Below are 15083 nucleotides of genomic sequence, written 5' to 3'. Positions count from 1 at the left end.
ACGTAGGATCGCGTGTGAGCTCCGAGCACCCCGAACCCAGCGGCATCGACCCCGACGACCTGAGCGTCGCGCTCCGGGTGCTCGAGCAGCTGACCGAGATCGACGAGACGCATCCGGACTTCATCCGGGTCCGCCGGGCCACCGCGAAGATGTTCAAGGCCGTCAAGCGTGCGCACCGTCTCGAGAAGCGCAGCGTCATCGCCGAGGCCGACCGCCGTGTGATCGCCGCCACCGCCACCGGGGCCGCCGACCGGATCGACGACGAGACCCGCGGCGTCCTGATCAGCGCCTCGACCGCGTCGACCACCGCGGGCACCCTGCTGAAGTCACGGCCCTGCTACATGTGCAAGCAGCACTACACGGTCGTCGACGCGTTCTACCACCAGCTCTGCCCGGCGTGCGCTCGCATGAGCCACGCGAAGCGCGAGGCCCGGACGGACCTGACCGGCAAGCGGGCGCTGCTCACCGGCGGCCGCGCGAAGATCGGCATGTACATCGCCCTCCGGCTGCTGCGCGACGGGGCCCACACCACCATCACCACGCGGTTCCCCCGCGACGCGGTGCGCCGCTTCGCGAGCCTGCCGGACTCCGCCGACTGGATGGACCGCCTGAAGGTCGTCGGCATCGACCTGCGCGACCCCGCCCAGGTGATCGGGCTCGCCGAGGACGTGGCCGCGGCCGGTCCCCTCGACATCCTGATCAACAACGCCACGCAGACCGTGCGCCGGTCGACCGGCGCCTACCAGCCGCTGGTCGACGCGGAACTCGCGCCGCTGCCCGACGGACCGCTGCCCGAACTCGTCACCTTCGGGCACACGAACGACCAGCACCCGCTGGCGCTCGCACGATCGGTGGCCGCGCACCCGATCCTCGCGGCCGCCGCAGCCCGAGCCGACGAGCTGACCGAGCAGGCGATGGCGCCGGGATCGAGCTCGCTCGAACGGCTCGCCCTGGGCACCGCGATCGACGCCGGCGGCCTGGTCCCCGACCTGCACGACGAGAACTCGTGGACCCAGCAGGTCGACGAGGTCGACCCACTCGAGATGCTCGAGGTCCAGCTGGCCAACACCACGGCCCCGTTCATCCTCATCTCGAAGCTCCGCCCTGCCATGGCCGCGAGCACGGGACGCCGCACCTACGTGGTGAACGTCAGCGCCATGGAAGGCGTGTTCGGCCGCGCCTACAAGGGGCCGGGTCACCCGCACACGAACATGGCGAAGGCCGCCGTGAACATGCTCACCCGCACGAGCGCGCAGGAGATGTTCGAGACCGACAACATCCTGATGACGAGCGTCGACACCGGCTGGATCACCGACGAACGGCCGCACCCCACGAAGGTCCGGCTCGCCGAAGAGGGCTTCCACGCACCGCTCGACCTGGTCGACGGGGCAGCCCGCGTCTACGACCCGATCGTCCGGGGCGAAGCCGGCGACGACCTGTTCGGGGTCTTCCTGAAGGACTACGCGCCCAGTTCGTGGTGACGAGGCGCTGACCGGACCGGTTCCGTCAGTGGTTCGACGGGGTCGTGTCCTGCGGCAGGACCGCGGCGAAGCGCACCAGGAAGTCGCGCACCACCGTCAGGGGTGACGACCCGGCGGTCGGTGCTCTCACGGCTGCGCACGATGACCGGAGGCGCGGTGCACGTGGGTCGACAGACCCGCGTGCACCGCGCCTCCGGTCAGGATCGCCGCGAACGCAGCGTCAGCGGGATCAGCGGCATCAGCCGCGGATGAACGCGAGGATGTCGGGGTTGATGACGTCCGCGTGGGTCGTCAGCATGCCGTGCGGGTAGCCCTCGTAGATCTTCAAGGTCGAGTCGCTCAGGAGTTCGGCCTGCTTCAGGGCGGCGTCCTGGTACGGCACGACCTGGTCGTCGTCACCCTGCAGGACGAGGACGGGCACGGTGATGGCTCGCAGGTCGTCGGTCTGGTCCGTCTCCGAGAACGCCTTGATGCCCTCGTAGTGCGCGACGGCGCTGCCGGTCATGCCCTGACGCCACCAGTTCGCGATGACCGGCTCCGACGGCGTCACGCCGTCACGGTTGAAGCCGTAGAACGGGCCGGACGCGACGGCCTGGAAGAACTCAGCACGGTTCGCCGCGAGTGCCTGTCGGAACCCGTCGAAGACCGAGATGTCGGTGCCCTCGGGGTTCGCGTCGGTCTTCACCATCAGCGGCGGGACGGCGGACACGAGGACCGCCTTCGCGACCCGGCCCTGGGGCTGGCCGTACTGGGCGACGTAGCGAGCGACCTGGCCGCCGCCGGTGGAGTGGCCGATGTGGACGGCGTCGTGCAGGTCGAGGTGCTCGACGACCGCGGACACGTCGCTCGCGTAGTGGTCCATGTCGTGGCCGGTGCCGATCTGCGACGAGCGGCCGTGACCGCGTCGGTCGGTCGCGATGACGCGGAAGCCCTCGGCCAGGAAGAACAACATCTGCGCGTCCCAGTCGTCCGAGGACAGCGGCCAGCCGTGGTGGAAGACGATCGGCTGCGCGTCGGCGTTGCCCCAGTCCTTGAAGTAGATCTCTGCACCGTCGTCGGTGGTCACGTAACCCATGGTTGCTCTCCTGTGCTGTTTTGCGGTTGTGGTGGTCGGTGGGTGGTCAGCCGAGTTCGGCGACGGCGTCGGTGATGAACGCCGCGACCTCGGTGGGGTGCGTCTGCATCACCAGGTGCGGTCCGTCGATCTCGATCACCTTGCGAACGCCGGCGCGCTGGTAGCCGAAGCGCTCGACGTCCGGGTTGATGGTGTGGTCGGCGCTGGAGACGATGCCCCAGGACGGCTTGGTCCTCCACGCCGCGACGGATGCGGGCTCACCGAACGCGACGGCGGACAGCGGACGCTGCGAGACCGCGAGGACCTCGGCCTTCTCGAGGTCGAGGCCACCCGCGAAGACGGCGGGGAAGGCGTCGATGGCCACGGAGACGTCGGTGCCGGGCTCGGCGCCGTCGACGGGGTAGGGCGCGTACACCAGGTTCGCGGCGAGGTCGCTGTCGGGGAAGCCGCCCTGCAGGGCGCCGAGGCTCTCGCCCTCCTCGAGGGCGTACGCGGCGACGAAGACGAGGCCGACGACGTTCTCGGCGACGCCGGCGACGGTGAGGATCGCGCCGCCGTAGGAGTGCCCGACGAGCAGGACCGGTCCGTCGATCTGCTCGACGAAGGACTTGATGTAGGCCGCGTCGCCGGACAGGCTGCGGTTGAACACGGGTGGGACGAGGACCTTGTGACCCTGGTCGAGGAGGAGCTTCGTGACGGGCGCCCAGCTGCCGGCATCGGCGAAGGCTCCGTGGACGAGGACGATGGTGGGGGATCCGGTCACGGTGCGGTCCTTCCTGGTCCGTAGCCGGTGCCACGAACCCGCGTCGGTGTGGAAGCGGTGCTCCCGTCCGAGACGCTAGGGGCGCGGACCGGCGGTGCACATCGGTCGCGATGACCGATATCTGCCGTCCTGTGACTTAGTCGGTCATGGGCCGGGGTGTCAGTCGGTCGTCGGCTGGTCCTGTGCCGCTGTCGCTGTCGTCGCTGTCGTCGCTGTCGTCGCTGTCGTCGCTGTCGTCGCTGTCGTCGTCTCGGGCGCCAGCGCCGACGGCAGCTGCTGCCGAGTCGAGACGCCGAGCTTCCGGAACGCCGCGTACAGGTGCGCACCCACCGTCCGGGGCGAGACGAAGAGGTGTTCACCGATGGCCCGGTTGCTCATCCCCTGGGCCGCGAGCGTGCAGACCCGGAGCTCCTGCGGGGTGAGCAGCTCGATGCGGCGCTGACCGGTCGTCGGCAGCCGCTCGCCCGTGGCACGGATGGCGTCCCGGGTCCGCTCTTCCCAGGTCGGGGCAGGCATCGCCTCGAAGAGGTCCAGCGCGGCGTGCAGGACGGCGCGGGCGGTGGTGGTGCGGTTCGTGCGACGCAGGCGGCGACCGAGTCGCAGGAACGCTCGGGCCTGCAGGTACGGGATCGGCCAACGCTCGTGCTGCAGGGTCGCCCACCCCGCCTCGAGGCCGTCGTCGTCGATCAGGGCGGTCCGGGCGTACTCGACGGCGGCCTGAACCATCGGGGCATGCCAGCGCGCGTGGAGCCGCTCGAGGTCCGCCAACCGCTGGTCGGCGTCCGGTCGGTTGCCGGACTCCAGCGCGGCGTCGACGTAGTCGTGGGAGGTCAGGACGGCGAAGGACGGGTTGAATGCGCCGTCGTCGGGGTCGAACAGGCGACGGAGGGGTTCGAGCGCATCCGCTGCTCGGCCCGAGTGCAGGTGCGCCAACCCCGTCGCGCCGAGGAGCGTTGCGCGCATCGCACTCGAGCGGAGTACCTGCGCGCCCGCCTCGGTCCCGCCGGCGATCCGTTCGGCGTCGGGGTACCTGCCCTCGAGCGCGTCGAACCACGCGAGCGCGCACCGCGCCGCTGCGGAGAAGCCCGCGTCACCCAGGTCACGGCCGAGCGATGCGGCCTGTTCCGCGAGGACTCGCGCCCTGGCGACGTCCCCGGCCAGGTAGGTGGTCATCGAGGTCCCCATGAGCGCCTGTGGGAACGTCCGCAGCTCACCACGCGCCTGCATGCTCGCGAGGGCACGGTCGAGCAGGACGCGAGCCGTGTCGATCTCGCCCACCAGGTTCAGCGCGTACCCCAGGAGCCAGGCCGACTCTTCGTCCTGAGCCGTCGGTGCCGCCGCCAGCGCGAGTTCTCGGACACGATCGCCACGCGCCACCGGCTCGGTCCGTGCGGCGAGCAGGAGCGACCGCGGGTCGTCCTCGGGCAGCGCGAGGGCTTCGACGACGACGAGCATCGGGTCGCCCGGGTCCGCCTCGGAGGTGTGGTCCCAGGCGATCGCGGCCAGGTGCAGCAGCGCGTCGGTGGCCTGCTCGACCCCACCGGCCGCCTGCATCTCGGAGACGGCGTGGAGCGCCGGTCCGAGGTCACCGACGGCCAGGCCGGTCCGACCGGTGGGCAGGGTCTCGGCGACCCACGCAGCGCGTGCTGCGAGCAGCCGACCGGGCGCCTCGTCGCGTGCTCGCTGCACCAGGAGTGACGCTTCCGAGATCCTGCCGGACAGTCCGGCGAGTTCCGCCGCGACGATGCGCCGCTCCACGCGTCTGGACACGTCGGAGGTCAGTTCGGCCGCACGCTCGTAGGCCCGGCTCGCGACGAACGGGTCGGACATCGCCGTCCGTCCGTCGCCGATCGCGGCTATCTCGTCTGCGAGGGACTCGTCGTGACCGGTGGCGAGTTCGGCGCGCCACCAGGTCGTCCGGGACGGATCGTCCTGGTGTTCGATCACGAGCGACCGCAGGACGGCGGTGCGCTCCGTCGGGGACGCAGCCGACAGGACGGCCGACTGCACGAGCGGGTGTCGGAACCGGATCGCACGCGGAGGGACCCACTCGAGGAGCGAGGACGCCGATGCCTGCTCCGTCCACGTCGGTGCCGGGAAGCGCCCGATCGCGCGTGCGGCAACCCGCGCTGCCTCCTCGGCACTGGTGCTGCCGGACAGCGCCACGGCGAGGATGGCCAACCTGACCGACTGGTCCAGCTCCGTGTACCGGGCGGTGAACTCCTGCTCGACCCGGCCCACGACAGGGCGTTCCCGAGTGCGGTCCACCGCCGCGACCGGCCGCCCGAGTTCGTGCAGCGCCAACGGGTTGCCCTCGGCGCGGATCACGAGGTCACGTCGAGCCTGACCCGTGGGCGCTCCGGAGATCCCGTCGAGCAGTTCACCGGCAGCCGATTCGTCGAGCGGACCGAGGTGCAGACGTCGGATGCCCGGGGTCTCCACCATGTCGGTGTTCCGCGTCGTCATGACGATGACGACCGGGTCCTCGCCGACACGGCGGGCCATCATGCGCAGCGCCCACTCGGACGGCGCATCCATCCAGTGCAGGTCCTCGGCGACGACCACGAGTGGACGTTCGCTGGCGGCGTCGGAGAGCAGCGTCAGCGCGGCGAGACCGGCGAGCAGCGGCGAGGGCTGGACTCCCGTCGCGACACCGAAGGCGACGTCCAGCGCGCGTCGCTGCGGTGCCGGCAGGTTCGCGATGCCGCCGCGCAGCGGGTACAGGAGCATGTGGAGCGCGGCGTACGGCTCAGCTGACTCGGCCAGGGTGCCGGTGGTCGTGATCGCTCGCACGCCATGGGTGTTCGCGTACTCGAGCAGATCGGTGACCAGCGATGATTTGCCGATTCCCGCTTCGCCGTCGACCACGAACGCAGAACCACCACGAACGACGTCGCGGACGGCATCTCGGAGGGCCGCGCTCTCCCGCTGACGCCCGATGACGGGCCGCACCATCGTCACCCCGTCAGTATGGCAGCGGTGCTGCCGATGCAGGGTCTGCGTCCTGTGGTGCCGAAGCGACTCTGCCGACCGGCCGATCAGCCCCCCGCTCCGCCTCCAGGATTCGAACCCGGACCTAACGGCACCAAAGGCCGTCGTGCTGCCATTACACCAAGGCGGAACGCACCCGGGGGTGCTCCTCCATCTTCCCACGACCGACGAGGCTGGCTGTCCGCTCCGGGTTCGGCCAAGATGGAGGGATGCCGCATGAGGACGAGGTCGATCGCATCGTCGCGGCGTGGGGTCGTGAACGTGCCGATCTCGACTTCGGCCCGCTCGAGGTCCTGTCCCGCGTGGACCGGCTCGCCCGGCACCTGGACCGCGCCCGGCGGACGGCGTTCGACGCGAGCGACATGGAGCCGTGGGAGTTCGACGTGCTGTCGGCCCTGCGGCGCGCGGGTGAGCCGTACGAGCTGAGCCCGAAGACCCTGCTGCAGCAGACCCTGGTGTCGAGCGGCACGATGACGAACCGGGTGGACCGGCTGGCGGCACGCGGCTTCGTGGGGCGCCGGACCGACCCGAAGGACGGCCGGGGCATCCTCGTGTCGCTGACGGGCCTGGGGCGGGTGGCGGTGGACGCCGCGATCGCGGACCTGCTGGCCGCCGAGCGGGACATCCTGTCGGGCGTCTCGGACGACGAGCAGGGGCAGTTGGCCGGGCTGCTCCGCCGACTCATCCTGGGCCTCGGGGACTGACCGACAGGGTGACACGGGCCGAGCGGCCCCGGCGTAGCGTGCGGCGCATGCACGCCATCACCCTCGCCGTCGCCGACGTCGCTCGATCGGCCGAGTTCTACCGCGCGCTGCTCGGCCTCGAGGGCAGCGGCGTCATCGGGACCGAGTACCCGGCCACCGAGACGCAGGCCGGCGGCACCACGGCGATGTTCACCCTCGACGACGGTCTGATCGTCAGTGTCTACGGCCGCGACGACATGGCGAAGGACTCCGGCGTGCAGCTGGCCACGGCACCGAGCAGCACGATCGGGCACTTCACGGGCAGTCAGGCCGAGGCGGAGGCGTTCCTCGAGCGGGCGCAGGCAGCGGGCGCAACGATGCTCGAACCGCCGTACACGCGCCCGTGGGGCATGTGGTCCGGCTTCTTCCAGGACCCGGACGGCCACCTGTGGGAGGTCGTGGCGAACCCCGGCGGCGGGGCGCCCGAGGACGCCACACCGGCGGACAGCGGCCAGGACGCGGTCGACCCCGCGTCCGTCGAGTAGTCCGCCTCAGACCCCGAGCAGCTCCGCGACCTCGAGCCAGCGTTCCTCGAGCTGCTCGATCTCGGCCTCGTGCTCCGCGAGCTTCGCTTGCAGCTCCCCCAGCCCGGAGTAGTCGGACTGGTCGTGCGTCGCGAACTGGTCGAGCAGCTTCTTGCGGTCCGCGCCGACCTTCGCGATCTTCCGGTCGAGCGCCGACATCTCCTTCTCGGCGGTCCGCCGGTCCGCTCCCGACAGGGCGGACGCACCGGCGGCCGTGGACCCGGCCACGGCACCGGCCGAGCCGGTCCCGCCGACGGTGTCGGGCCTCCCGGCAGACGCGGCGGCAGCCGCAGAGGCGGTCCCGCCACCGGTGCCGGCCTCGCGCAGACGCATGTACTCGTCGACGCCGCCGGGCAGGTGCCGCAGGTGCCCGCCGAGCACGGCGTACTGCTGGTCGGTGACGCGCTCGAGCAGGTACCGGTCGTGGCTGACGACCAGCAGGGTGCCCGGCCAGGTGTCGAGCAGGTCCTCCATGGCGGCGAGCATGTCGGTGTCGAGGTCGTTGGTGGGCTCGTCGAGGATCAGCACGTTCGGCTCGTCGAGCAGGATGAGCATGAGCTGCAGGCGCCGCTTCTGCCCACCGGACAGGTCCTTGACCGGCGTGGAGAGCTGCTCCGAGGTGAAGCCGAGCCGCTCGAGCAGCTGCGACGGCGTCATCTCCTTGCCGTCGGCGACGTAGCTCGTCTTCTTGCGCGCCACGACCTCGCGCACGCGGTCGTCGGCGAACTGCTGCAGGTCGGCGAGCTGCTGGTCGAGCACCGCGACCTGCACGGTCTTGCCGGTCTTCACCCGCCCGCTGGTCGGCTGCAGCCGACCGGAGACCAGGTTGAGCAGGGTCGACTTGCCGGCACCGTTCGGGCCGAGGATGCCGGTCCGCTCCCCCGGTGCGATGCGCCACTCGATGCGGTCGAGGATCTGCGTGCCGTCGAACGAGACGCTCACGTCGAGCAGGTCGACGACGTCCTTGCCGAGGCGCGCGGTCGCGGTCCGGGACAGCGCGACGGTGTCGCGGATCGGCGGGACGTCGTCGATCAGGGCGTTCGCCGCGTCGATGCGGAACTTGGGCTTGCTCGTGCGGGCCGGGGCACCGCGGCGGAGCCATGCGAGCTCCTTGCGGGCCAGGTTCTGGCGGCGCTGCTCGATCGTGGCCGCCTGCCGGTCACGCTCGACGCGCTGCAGGATGTACGCGGCGTAGCCACCTTCGAAGGGGTCGACGACGCCGTCGTGGACCTCCCACGTGTCGGTCGACACGGCGTCGAGGAACCACCGGTCGTGCGTCACGACGACCATGCCGCCCTGGTTCGACGACCAGCGGCGGTTGATGTGCCCGGCGAGCCACTCGATGCCCTCGACGTCCAGGTGGTTGGTCGGCTCGTCCAGGAACAGGACGTCCCAGTCGCCGACCAGCAGACGCGCGAGTGCCACACGGCGACGCTGCCCACCGGACAGCTCGTCGACGCTGACGTCCCACGGGATGTCCGAGACCAGACCGCCGATGATGTCGCGGATCTTCGGGTCACCGGCCCACTCGTGCTCCTCGAGGTCGCCGACGACGGTGCTGCCGACGGTCGCGCCCTCGGGGAGGATGTCGCGCTGGTCCAGGTAGCCGATGGTCAGCCCGCGGCGGTGCGTGACGCGGCCACCGTCCGGCTCGAGTCGCTGGGACAGCAGTGCGAGGAGGGTCGACTTGCCGTCGCCGTTCCGGCCGACGACGCCGATCCGGTCACCCTCGTCGATGCCGAGGGTGACGTTGTCGAAGACGACCTTGGTGGGGAACTCGAGATGCAGGTTCTCGGCGCCGAGGAGATGTGCCACCCGTCAAGGGTAGGTGGCGCGGCGGGGTGGTGGGTGCGGGTCGGGTGGTGCGGCTGGTGCGGCTGGCTCGTGCGCGTGGTGCGCGTGCAGGTGGTCGGCCCGTGCGCGTGGGCTCGCGCGGTGCGTCGGCGGCGCGGCGCGCCGGTGCGTCGGCCTGGAGGCCCGGGTCAGCTCGCGGGGGTGACGTCGCCTTCGCCCGCGGCCTCCTTGGCGCGCTTCAGGCGGGCCTGCGCCTCCCAGTACTCGATCTCGCGCTCGAGCTCGGCGAGCTCCTGCTCGGTACCGGTGACGCGCTTGGCGCCGTGGGCACTGCGGGCGTCGCCGAGGGTGGCGTACCGGTCCTCGTGGCGGGTGGGCTCGATGTAGCGACCGTGGTTGCGTTCGCCCGGAGCCCAGTCGTGGCCGATGGCGAACCAGACGATGCTGCCCACGACGGGGACCAGGATCACGAGGATCACCCACGCGATCTTCGGCAGGCCGCGGATCTGGTCATCCGTCTTCGTCAGGATGTCGATCAGGGCGAAGACCAGCAGGATGACGGTGATCCCGGGCAGCAAGACGCTCATGTTCGCGATTCTATGGATCCGCTTGGAGTCTCACCATGCCCCGAACGAGCGTCCCGGTTGCGAAGGTGCTCAGGGTGGGCGTCGAGCGGCCGGCGGGCGAGGCTGCAGGATCAGCGCGCCCGATGGCCGGCGGTCGCGGTCTGGGCGGAGGCGGTCACAGCGCCGCGACCCACTCGTCCGTCCCGTCGGTGAACCGCTGGTGCTTCCAGATCGGCACGCGCTCCTTCACCAGGTCGACCAGGGCACCGCACGCGGCGAACGCCTGCGCCCGGTGCGACGACGACACCGCTGCGGCGAGCGCGACGTCCCCGATCCCGAGCGCCCCGACCCGGTGCAGCACGGCGATCCGGACGTCGGGGTGGTCCTCGGCGATGGTGCGGGCGACCTCGGTGATGACGTCGCCGGCGCTGGGGTGCCGCTCGTAGTCGAGCGCGGTGACGCCCTTGCCACCGTCGTGGTCACGGACGATGCCGGCGAAGGTCACCAGAGCGCCGTCCTGCTCGGTGGCCACCGCGGCTGCGACCTCGTCGACGCTGATGTCGCGGTCGACGACGTCGGCGAGCACGACACGTACGGCGGCCTCGGTGGTGCTCACGAGGCGCTCCGCGGGGCGTGGCCCTCGCCGTGCACCTGTGCGACCACGTGGTCGAGCACACCGTCGAGCACAGCGAGCCCGTCGGACACCCCGCCACGCGACCCGGGCAGGGTGACGAGCAGGCAACCCGCGTTCGTGACTCCGGCGACGCCGCGGGTGAGCAGCGCGGTCGGGCCGGCACCCGCGAGTCCGCGCCGACGGATCTCCTCGGTGATGCCGGGCAGTTCGAGGTCGATCAGCCCCGCCACCGCCTCGGGGGTCCGGTCGGTCGGGGTGACCCCGGTGCCGCCGGTGGTGATGACGACACGTGCGTCGGCCAGGAGTTCGGCGGTGACGGTCTCGGTGATCGCGCCGCCGTCGGGGACGATGATCGGGTCGCTCGTGGAGAATCCGCGGTCGCGCAGCCAGTCGACGATGACGGGCCCGGTGCGGTCGAGTGCGGGGTCGGCGGCGGCCTGCGTGGACACCACGACGACGGCGGCCCGGCCCCTGGTCGGCTGCTCGGCGGTCATCGGTTGCTCCAGTCTCCGGAGCGCCCGCCGTGCTTCTCGAGCACGCGGACGTCCGTGATCACGGCCGCTCGGTCGACGGCCTTCACCATGTCGTACACCGTCAGGGCGGCGACACTCGCCCCGGTCAGGGCTTCCATCTCGACGCCGGTGCGCGAGGTCGTGCGGACCGACACCTCGATCAGCACGCGGTCGTCGGTGCCGGTGATGTCGACCTGCACACCGGCGATCGGCAGCGGGTGGCACAGCGGGATCAGGTCGGAGGTCTTCTTCACCGCCATGATCGCGGCGATGCGGGCGGTGCCGACGACCTCGCCCTTGGGCAGCGAGCCGTCCAGGATGCGTGCGACGACGTCGGGGCGGGTGACGACGGTGGCGGTGGCGGTGGCCGACCGGTCGGTGACGTCCTTCGCGGAGACGTCGACCATGTGTGCGCTGCCGTCGGCGCGGACGTGCGACAACTCGTCGGTCGGCGACGGTCCGGGCCGCACCTGGTCAGAGGCGGACGGGTCGGTCATCGGAGGCTCCAGACGGTCAGGGGGTCGCCGGGTTCGACGGTGTCGACGCCGACGGGGACGTGCACCAGGTGGGTGGCGGCGGCGTAGTGCACGAGCAGGTGTGAACTCGGCCCACCGACGAAGTGCACGGCCCCGTCCTGCACCCGGCCGCGACGGACCTGGTGCTTGCCGACGGGTGAGCCGGCAGCGGACGCCGCTGGCAGGACCTGGGTGGGACGGTCCGGCGTCAGCCCGACGGCGGTGGCGAGCAGCGGTCGCAGGAACACCTCGAACGAGACCAGCGCCGACACCGGGTTGCCCGGGAACGACACGACGGGCACGGAGCGACCGCCACCGGCGTCGCCACCGAACACGACGCTGCCGAACGCCTGCGGCCCACCGGGTTGCATCGCGACCGGCGTCACCGCGAGCCCGCGGGGTTCGAGCGCCTGTCGGACGACCTCGTACGCCCCGGCGCTGATGCCCCCGGTGGTCAGCACGAGGTCGGCCCAGTCCCCCACGGCCGCATCGAGCGCCCCGTCGAAAGCAGTGACCTCGTCGGGCACCCGGACGGTCCGCGATTCCGCACCGACCTGGGCCAGGGCCGCCCGAAGCGCGATGCCGTTCGCGTCGCCGATGGTCGCCGCCTTCGTGTCGGCGCCCTGCAGCTCCGAGCCGGTCGACACGACGAGGACCCGCAGCGGTCGACGCACCGACACGGTCGTCACCCCCGCAGCAGCCAGGGCCCCGAGCAGCGCCGGCGTGACCGCGGAACCGGCCGGAGCGAGCTCGGCACCGGCGGGCAGGTCGCTGCCGGTGACCCGCACGAACGTCCCGGCGGTCAGGTCAGCGGGCACCGTCACCCGCGGCAGCTCGAGCGCCGCCGGGAACGCACCGGGCTCGGTCGCCTCGACCGGGAACACCGCGTCGGCACCCTCCGGGATCCGTGCCCCGGTCATGATCGGCGCCGCCGTACCGGGCTCGAGCGGTTCGGGCACCACGCCGGCCGGGATCGGTTCGACGACCCGCACCTGCTGCCCGGCCTCGGCGACCCGCACTGCGAAGCCGTCCATCTGGCTGTTGTCGAAGGGCGGCAGCGGCACCGGCGACGCGACGGCCGCCGCGAGCACACGGTGTCCGAGCCCGGCGCCGAGCCCCGCGCCGACGAGTTCGTCGATCGGCAGTTCTTCTGCTCCGAGGCCCGCCACCACCGGCGCGAGCAACGCCGCCAGGTCGTCGCGGTGCTGACCGATCGTTCGCACAGGTGCCTCCGAACAGGGGGTTGGCGGCGCCGCTCCCGGTTCGCCCGGTGGCGCCGTCAGTAGCGTATCCAGCGCGCAGCCCGCGCCGACGACCAACGGAGGACCTGTGGAGAACGACGAAGCCGTGACGATCGGTGTCATCGGAGGCTCCGGCCTCTACCAGCTGTTCGAGGAGGGCACCGCCGACGAGCTCGACGTCCCGACCCCGTTCGGCCCGACGTCGAGCCCGATCAGCATCGGCACGATGGCCGGACGACGGGTCGCGTTCCTGACCCGCCACGGCCGTGAGCACTCCGTCGCCCCCCACCGCATCAACCACCGCGCGAACGTGTGGGCGCTCCGTTCCCTCGGTGTCCGCGCGATCGTGTCCTCGAGCGCCGTCGGCGGCCTGCACCCCGACTACGCACCCGGCACCTTCGTCGTGACCGACCAGCTCATCGACCGCACCTGGGGACGCGCCGACACGTTCTTCGAGGACGACGTGCAGCACCTGTCCTTCGCCGACCCGTTCGACCCCACGCTCCGTCGCGCGGCGATCGACGCCGTCGCCGGACTCGACGTGCCGTTCCGTCCGACCGGCACCTGCGTCGTCATCCAGGGTCCCCGGTTCTCCACCCGCGCCGAGTCCGTCTGGCTCCGCCAGGCCGGCGGCCACACGATCAACATGACGATGACGCCCGAGGTCCCCCTGGCCGCCGAACTCGGCATCGCCACCGTGAACCTGTCGTTCGTCACCGACGCCGACGCCGGCCTGGCCCCGACCGAGGACGAGGCCGCAGCCGCGGCCGCAGCCGCAGCCAGCGGCCCCGACGTCGACGACGCCGGAGCCGTCGTCACCCACGCCCTCGTCATGGAACGCCTCGCCCGCGCCAACGAGGTCATCGTCCGCGCCATCGGCCAGATCGTCGCCGCCATCCCCGCCGACTTCACCCCGCGCGAACTCGTCCCGACCAGCGCGAGCGCCAGCATCATGCAGGCCCAGCCCACCACCGCCACCGCATGAGCCGCCTCCTCGTCACCGGCGGCGCCGGCTTCATCGGCTCCGCGATCGTCCGCCGTGCCCTGGCCGACGGCCACGAGGTCCGCGTCCTCGACTCCCTGCGCGACGACGTGCACGGCGACCCCGCCGATGTCATCCGCGCCCACCAGCAGCAGGGCATCGCGTTCGTGCACGGCGACGTCCGCGACCGGGTCGCCCTCGACACCGCGCTCGACGGCATCGACGTCGTGTGCCACCAGGCCGCCAAGGTCGGCCTCGGCGTGGACTTCCAGGACGCCCCCGACTACGTCTCGTCGAACGACACCGGCACCGCCCACGTCCTCGCCGGCATGGACCGGCACGACATCGGCCGGCTCGTCGTGGCCAGCTCGATGGTCGTCTACGGCGAGGGCGCGTACACCACCGTCTCCGGGGAACCCACCCGTCCGCCGGCCCGCCGCCGCGAGGACCTCGACGCCGGCCGCTTCGACCCGATCGGCCCCGACGGTCAGCCCCTGCTGCCCGGCCTGATCGACGAGTCCGCAGCGCTCGACCCCCGCAACGTGTACGCGCAGACGAAGGTCGCGCAGGAGCACCTGGCTTCGAGCTGGGCCCGTGCCACGGGAGGCCGCGCGATCGCGCTCCGCTACCACAACGTCTACGGACCGGGCATGCCGGCGAACACCCCCTACGCCGGTGTCGCGTCCCTGTTCCGCTCGGCACTGGCTCGTGGCGAGGCACCCCGCGTCTTCGAGGACGGCGCCCAGCGACGCGACTTCGTGCACGTCGACGACGTCGCCGGCGCGAACGCCGCGTCCATCGCGGCGACGGCCGACCTGCCGTCGGACACGTTCCGCGCGTACAACGTCGGCTCCGGCACCGTGCACACCATCGGCGACATGGCCGCCGCGATCGCCGGACCCGACGGCCCGCAGCCGGTCGTCACGGGCGAGTACCGCCTGGGCGACGTCCGCCACGTCACGGCGAGTTCGGCACGCATCGCCGCCGAGCTCGGCTGGCACGCCGAGGTGGACTTCGAGCAGGGCATGCGCGACTTCGCGACGGCTCCGCTCCGCAGCGCCGTCCGCTAGCCGGAACGCGTGCGCGAGCGGTTCGCCGCTGGTCGCGCCTGAGAGCGCGACCAGCCACCGGACGGGAGGCCCGTGACGGCCCCGCCCCGCGCCTCCCGTCCGCTGTCCCCGCCCCGACGGCTCCGCAAGACGCCGTCGTGTCGGCACCACGCACCCTGGTGCGTGAGACGCCGCCGCCTTCGGCGGCGTGTC

Annotated in this window: 14 protein-coding genes and 1 tRNA gene; 5 read left to right on the top strand and 10 right to left on the bottom strand. The window is 71.9% G+C overall.

Annotated features, from left to right (window positions below; all coding sequences use genetic code 11):
* Positions 1-14 precede the first annotated feature (14 nt).
* A complete protein-coding gene (locus DEJ30_RS02610) occupies positions 15-1481 on the top strand; it encodes an SDR family oxidoreductase (protein ID WP_110858900.1) in 1467 nt (488 codons plus the stop codon).
* A 238-nt stretch (positions 1482-1719) separates the two neighbouring features.
* On the opposite strand, the gene DEJ30_RS02605 is transcribed toward DEJ30_RS02610, so the two are convergent.
* From DEJ30_RS02605 to DEJ30_RS02590, 4 genes are all read right to left on the bottom strand, one after another.
* Positions 1720-2556, bottom strand: coding sequence for an alpha/beta fold hydrolase (locus DEJ30_RS02605; protein ID WP_110858899.1), 837 nt, complete (start codon positions 2554-2556; stop codon positions 1720-1722).
* A 46-nt stretch (positions 2557-2602) separates the two neighbouring features.
* Entirely contained in the window at positions 2603-3319 is a 717-nt protein-coding gene (locus tag DEJ30_RS02600) for an alpha/beta fold hydrolase (protein ID WP_110858898.1), read from the bottom strand.
* Between the two features lie 159 nt (positions 3320-3478).
* Entirely contained in the window at positions 3479-6274 is a 2796-nt protein-coding gene (locus DEJ30_RS02595) for a LuxR family transcriptional regulator (protein WP_258369787.1), read from the bottom strand.
* Positions 6275-6368: 94 nt separating this feature from the next.
* Positions 6369-6440, bottom strand: a tRNA-Gln gene (locus tag DEJ30_RS02590).
* A gap of 79 nt (positions 6441-6519) precedes the next feature.
* Between DEJ30_RS02590 and DEJ30_RS02585 the strand changes: the two genes are divergently transcribed.
* Together DEJ30_RS02585 and DEJ30_RS02580 are read left to right on the top strand one after the other, a co-directional pair.
* Entirely contained in the window at positions 6520-7014 is a 495-nt protein-coding gene (locus tag DEJ30_RS02585) for a MarR family winged helix-turn-helix transcriptional regulator (RefSeq protein WP_110858896.1), read from the top strand.
* Positions 7015-7061: 47 nt separating this feature from the next.
* Positions 7062-7538: a VOC family protein gene (locus DEJ30_RS02580; RefSeq protein ID WP_146238484.1), complete on the top strand. Its 477-nt coding sequence runs from the start codon at positions 7062-7064 to the stop codon at positions 7536-7538.
* 6 nt (positions 7539-7544) lie between these two features.
* Here the strand turns inward: DEJ30_RS02580 and DEJ30_RS02575 are convergent, their stop codons facing one another.
* The 6 genes from DEJ30_RS02575 to glp form a co-directional block, all read right to left on the bottom strand.
* Positions 7545-9392, bottom strand: coding sequence for an ABC-F family ATP-binding cassette domain-containing protein (locus tag DEJ30_RS02575; RefSeq protein WP_110858894.1), 1848 nt, complete (start codon positions 9390-9392; stop codon positions 7545-7547).
* A gap of 167 nt (positions 9393-9559) precedes the next feature.
* A complete protein-coding gene (locus DEJ30_RS02570; RefSeq protein WP_110858893.1) occupies positions 9560-9958 on the bottom strand; it encodes a PLDc N-terminal domain-containing protein in 399 nt (132 codons plus the stop codon).
* 154 nt (positions 9959-10112) lie between these two features.
* The gene (locus DEJ30_RS02565; protein ID WP_181419962.1) at positions 10113-10553 is read right to left on the bottom strand and encodes a molybdenum cofactor biosynthesis protein MoaE; all 441 of its coding nucleotides are present in this window, start codon (positions 10551-10553) and stop codon (positions 10113-10115) included.
* Positions 10550-11065 carry a molybdenum cofactor biosynthesis protein B gene (locus DEJ30_RS02560; protein WP_110858892.1) on the bottom strand — a complete coding sequence of 172 codons (516 nt, stop codon included), beginning with the start codon at positions 11063-11065 and terminating at the stop codon, positions 10550-10552. Before DEJ30_RS02560 ends, DEJ30_RS02565 begins: the two co-directional genes overlap by 4 nt.
* On the bottom strand, positions 11062-11580 hold the full coding sequence (moaC, locus tag DEJ30_RS02555) for a cyclic pyranopterin monophosphate synthase MoaC (protein WP_110858891.1): 519 nt from the start codon (positions 11578-11580) through the stop codon (positions 11062-11064). Before moaC ends, DEJ30_RS02560 begins: the two co-directional genes overlap by 4 nt.
* A complete protein-coding gene (gene glp, locus DEJ30_RS02550) occupies positions 11577-12821 on the bottom strand; it encodes a gephyrin-like molybdotransferase Glp (protein ID WP_258369778.1) in 1245 nt (414 codons plus the stop codon). Before glp ends, moaC begins: the two co-directional genes overlap by 4 nt.
* A gap of 106 nt (positions 12822-12927) precedes the next feature.
* Between glp and DEJ30_RS02545 the strand changes: the two genes are divergently transcribed.
* Positions 12928-13824, top strand: coding sequence for an MTAP family purine nucleoside phosphorylase (locus DEJ30_RS02545; RefSeq protein WP_110858890.1), 897 nt, complete (start codon positions 12928-12930; stop codon positions 13822-13824).
* A complete protein-coding gene (locus DEJ30_RS02540; protein WP_110858889.1) occupies positions 13821-14891 on the top strand; it encodes an NAD(P)-dependent oxidoreductase in 1071 nt (356 codons plus the stop codon). Before DEJ30_RS02545 ends, DEJ30_RS02540 begins: the two co-directional genes overlap by 4 nt.
* The last annotated feature ends 192 nt before the right edge of the window (positions 14892-15083 follow it).

The sequence above is a fragment of the Curtobacterium sp. MCPF17_003 genome (assembly GCF_003224385.1).
Lineage (GTDB): Bacteria > Actinomycetota > Actinomycetes > Actinomycetales > Microbacteriaceae > Curtobacterium > Curtobacterium flaccumfaciens.
This window is presented reverse-complemented; position numbering and strand designations above follow the sequence as displayed.

Coding starts and splice junctions, on each gene's coding strand:
- DEJ30_RS02605 (WP_110858899.1), bottom strand. CDS start 2,556: ATGGGTTACGTGACCACCGACGACGGTGCAGAGATCTACTTCAAGGAC.
- DEJ30_RS02595 (WP_258369787.1), bottom strand. CDS start 6,274: ATGGTGCGGCCCGTCATCGGGCGTCAGCGGGAGAGCGCGGCCCTCCGA.
- DEJ30_RS02585 (WP_110858896.1), top strand. CDS start 6,520: ATGCCGCATGAGGACGAGGTCGATCGCATCGTCGCGGCGTGGGGTCGT.
- DEJ30_RS02580 (WP_146238484.1), top strand. CDS start 7,062: ATGCACGCCATCACCCTCGCCGTCGCCGACGTCGCTCGATCGGCCGAG.
- DEJ30_RS02570 (WP_110858893.1), bottom strand. CDS start 9,958: ATGAGCGTCTTGCTGCCCGGGATCACCGTCATCCTGCTGGTCTTCGCC.
- DEJ30_RS02560 (WP_110858892.1), bottom strand. CDS start 11,065: ATGACCGCCGAGCAGCCGACCAGGGGCCGGGCCGCCGTCGTCGTGGTG.
- moaC (WP_110858891.1), bottom strand. CDS start 11,580: ATGACCGACCCGTCCGCCTCTGACCAGGTGCGGCCCGGACCGTCGCCG.
- DEJ30_RS02540 (WP_110858889.1), top strand. CDS start 13,821: ATGAGCCGCCTCCTCGTCACCGGCGGCGCCGGCTTCATCGGCTCCGCG.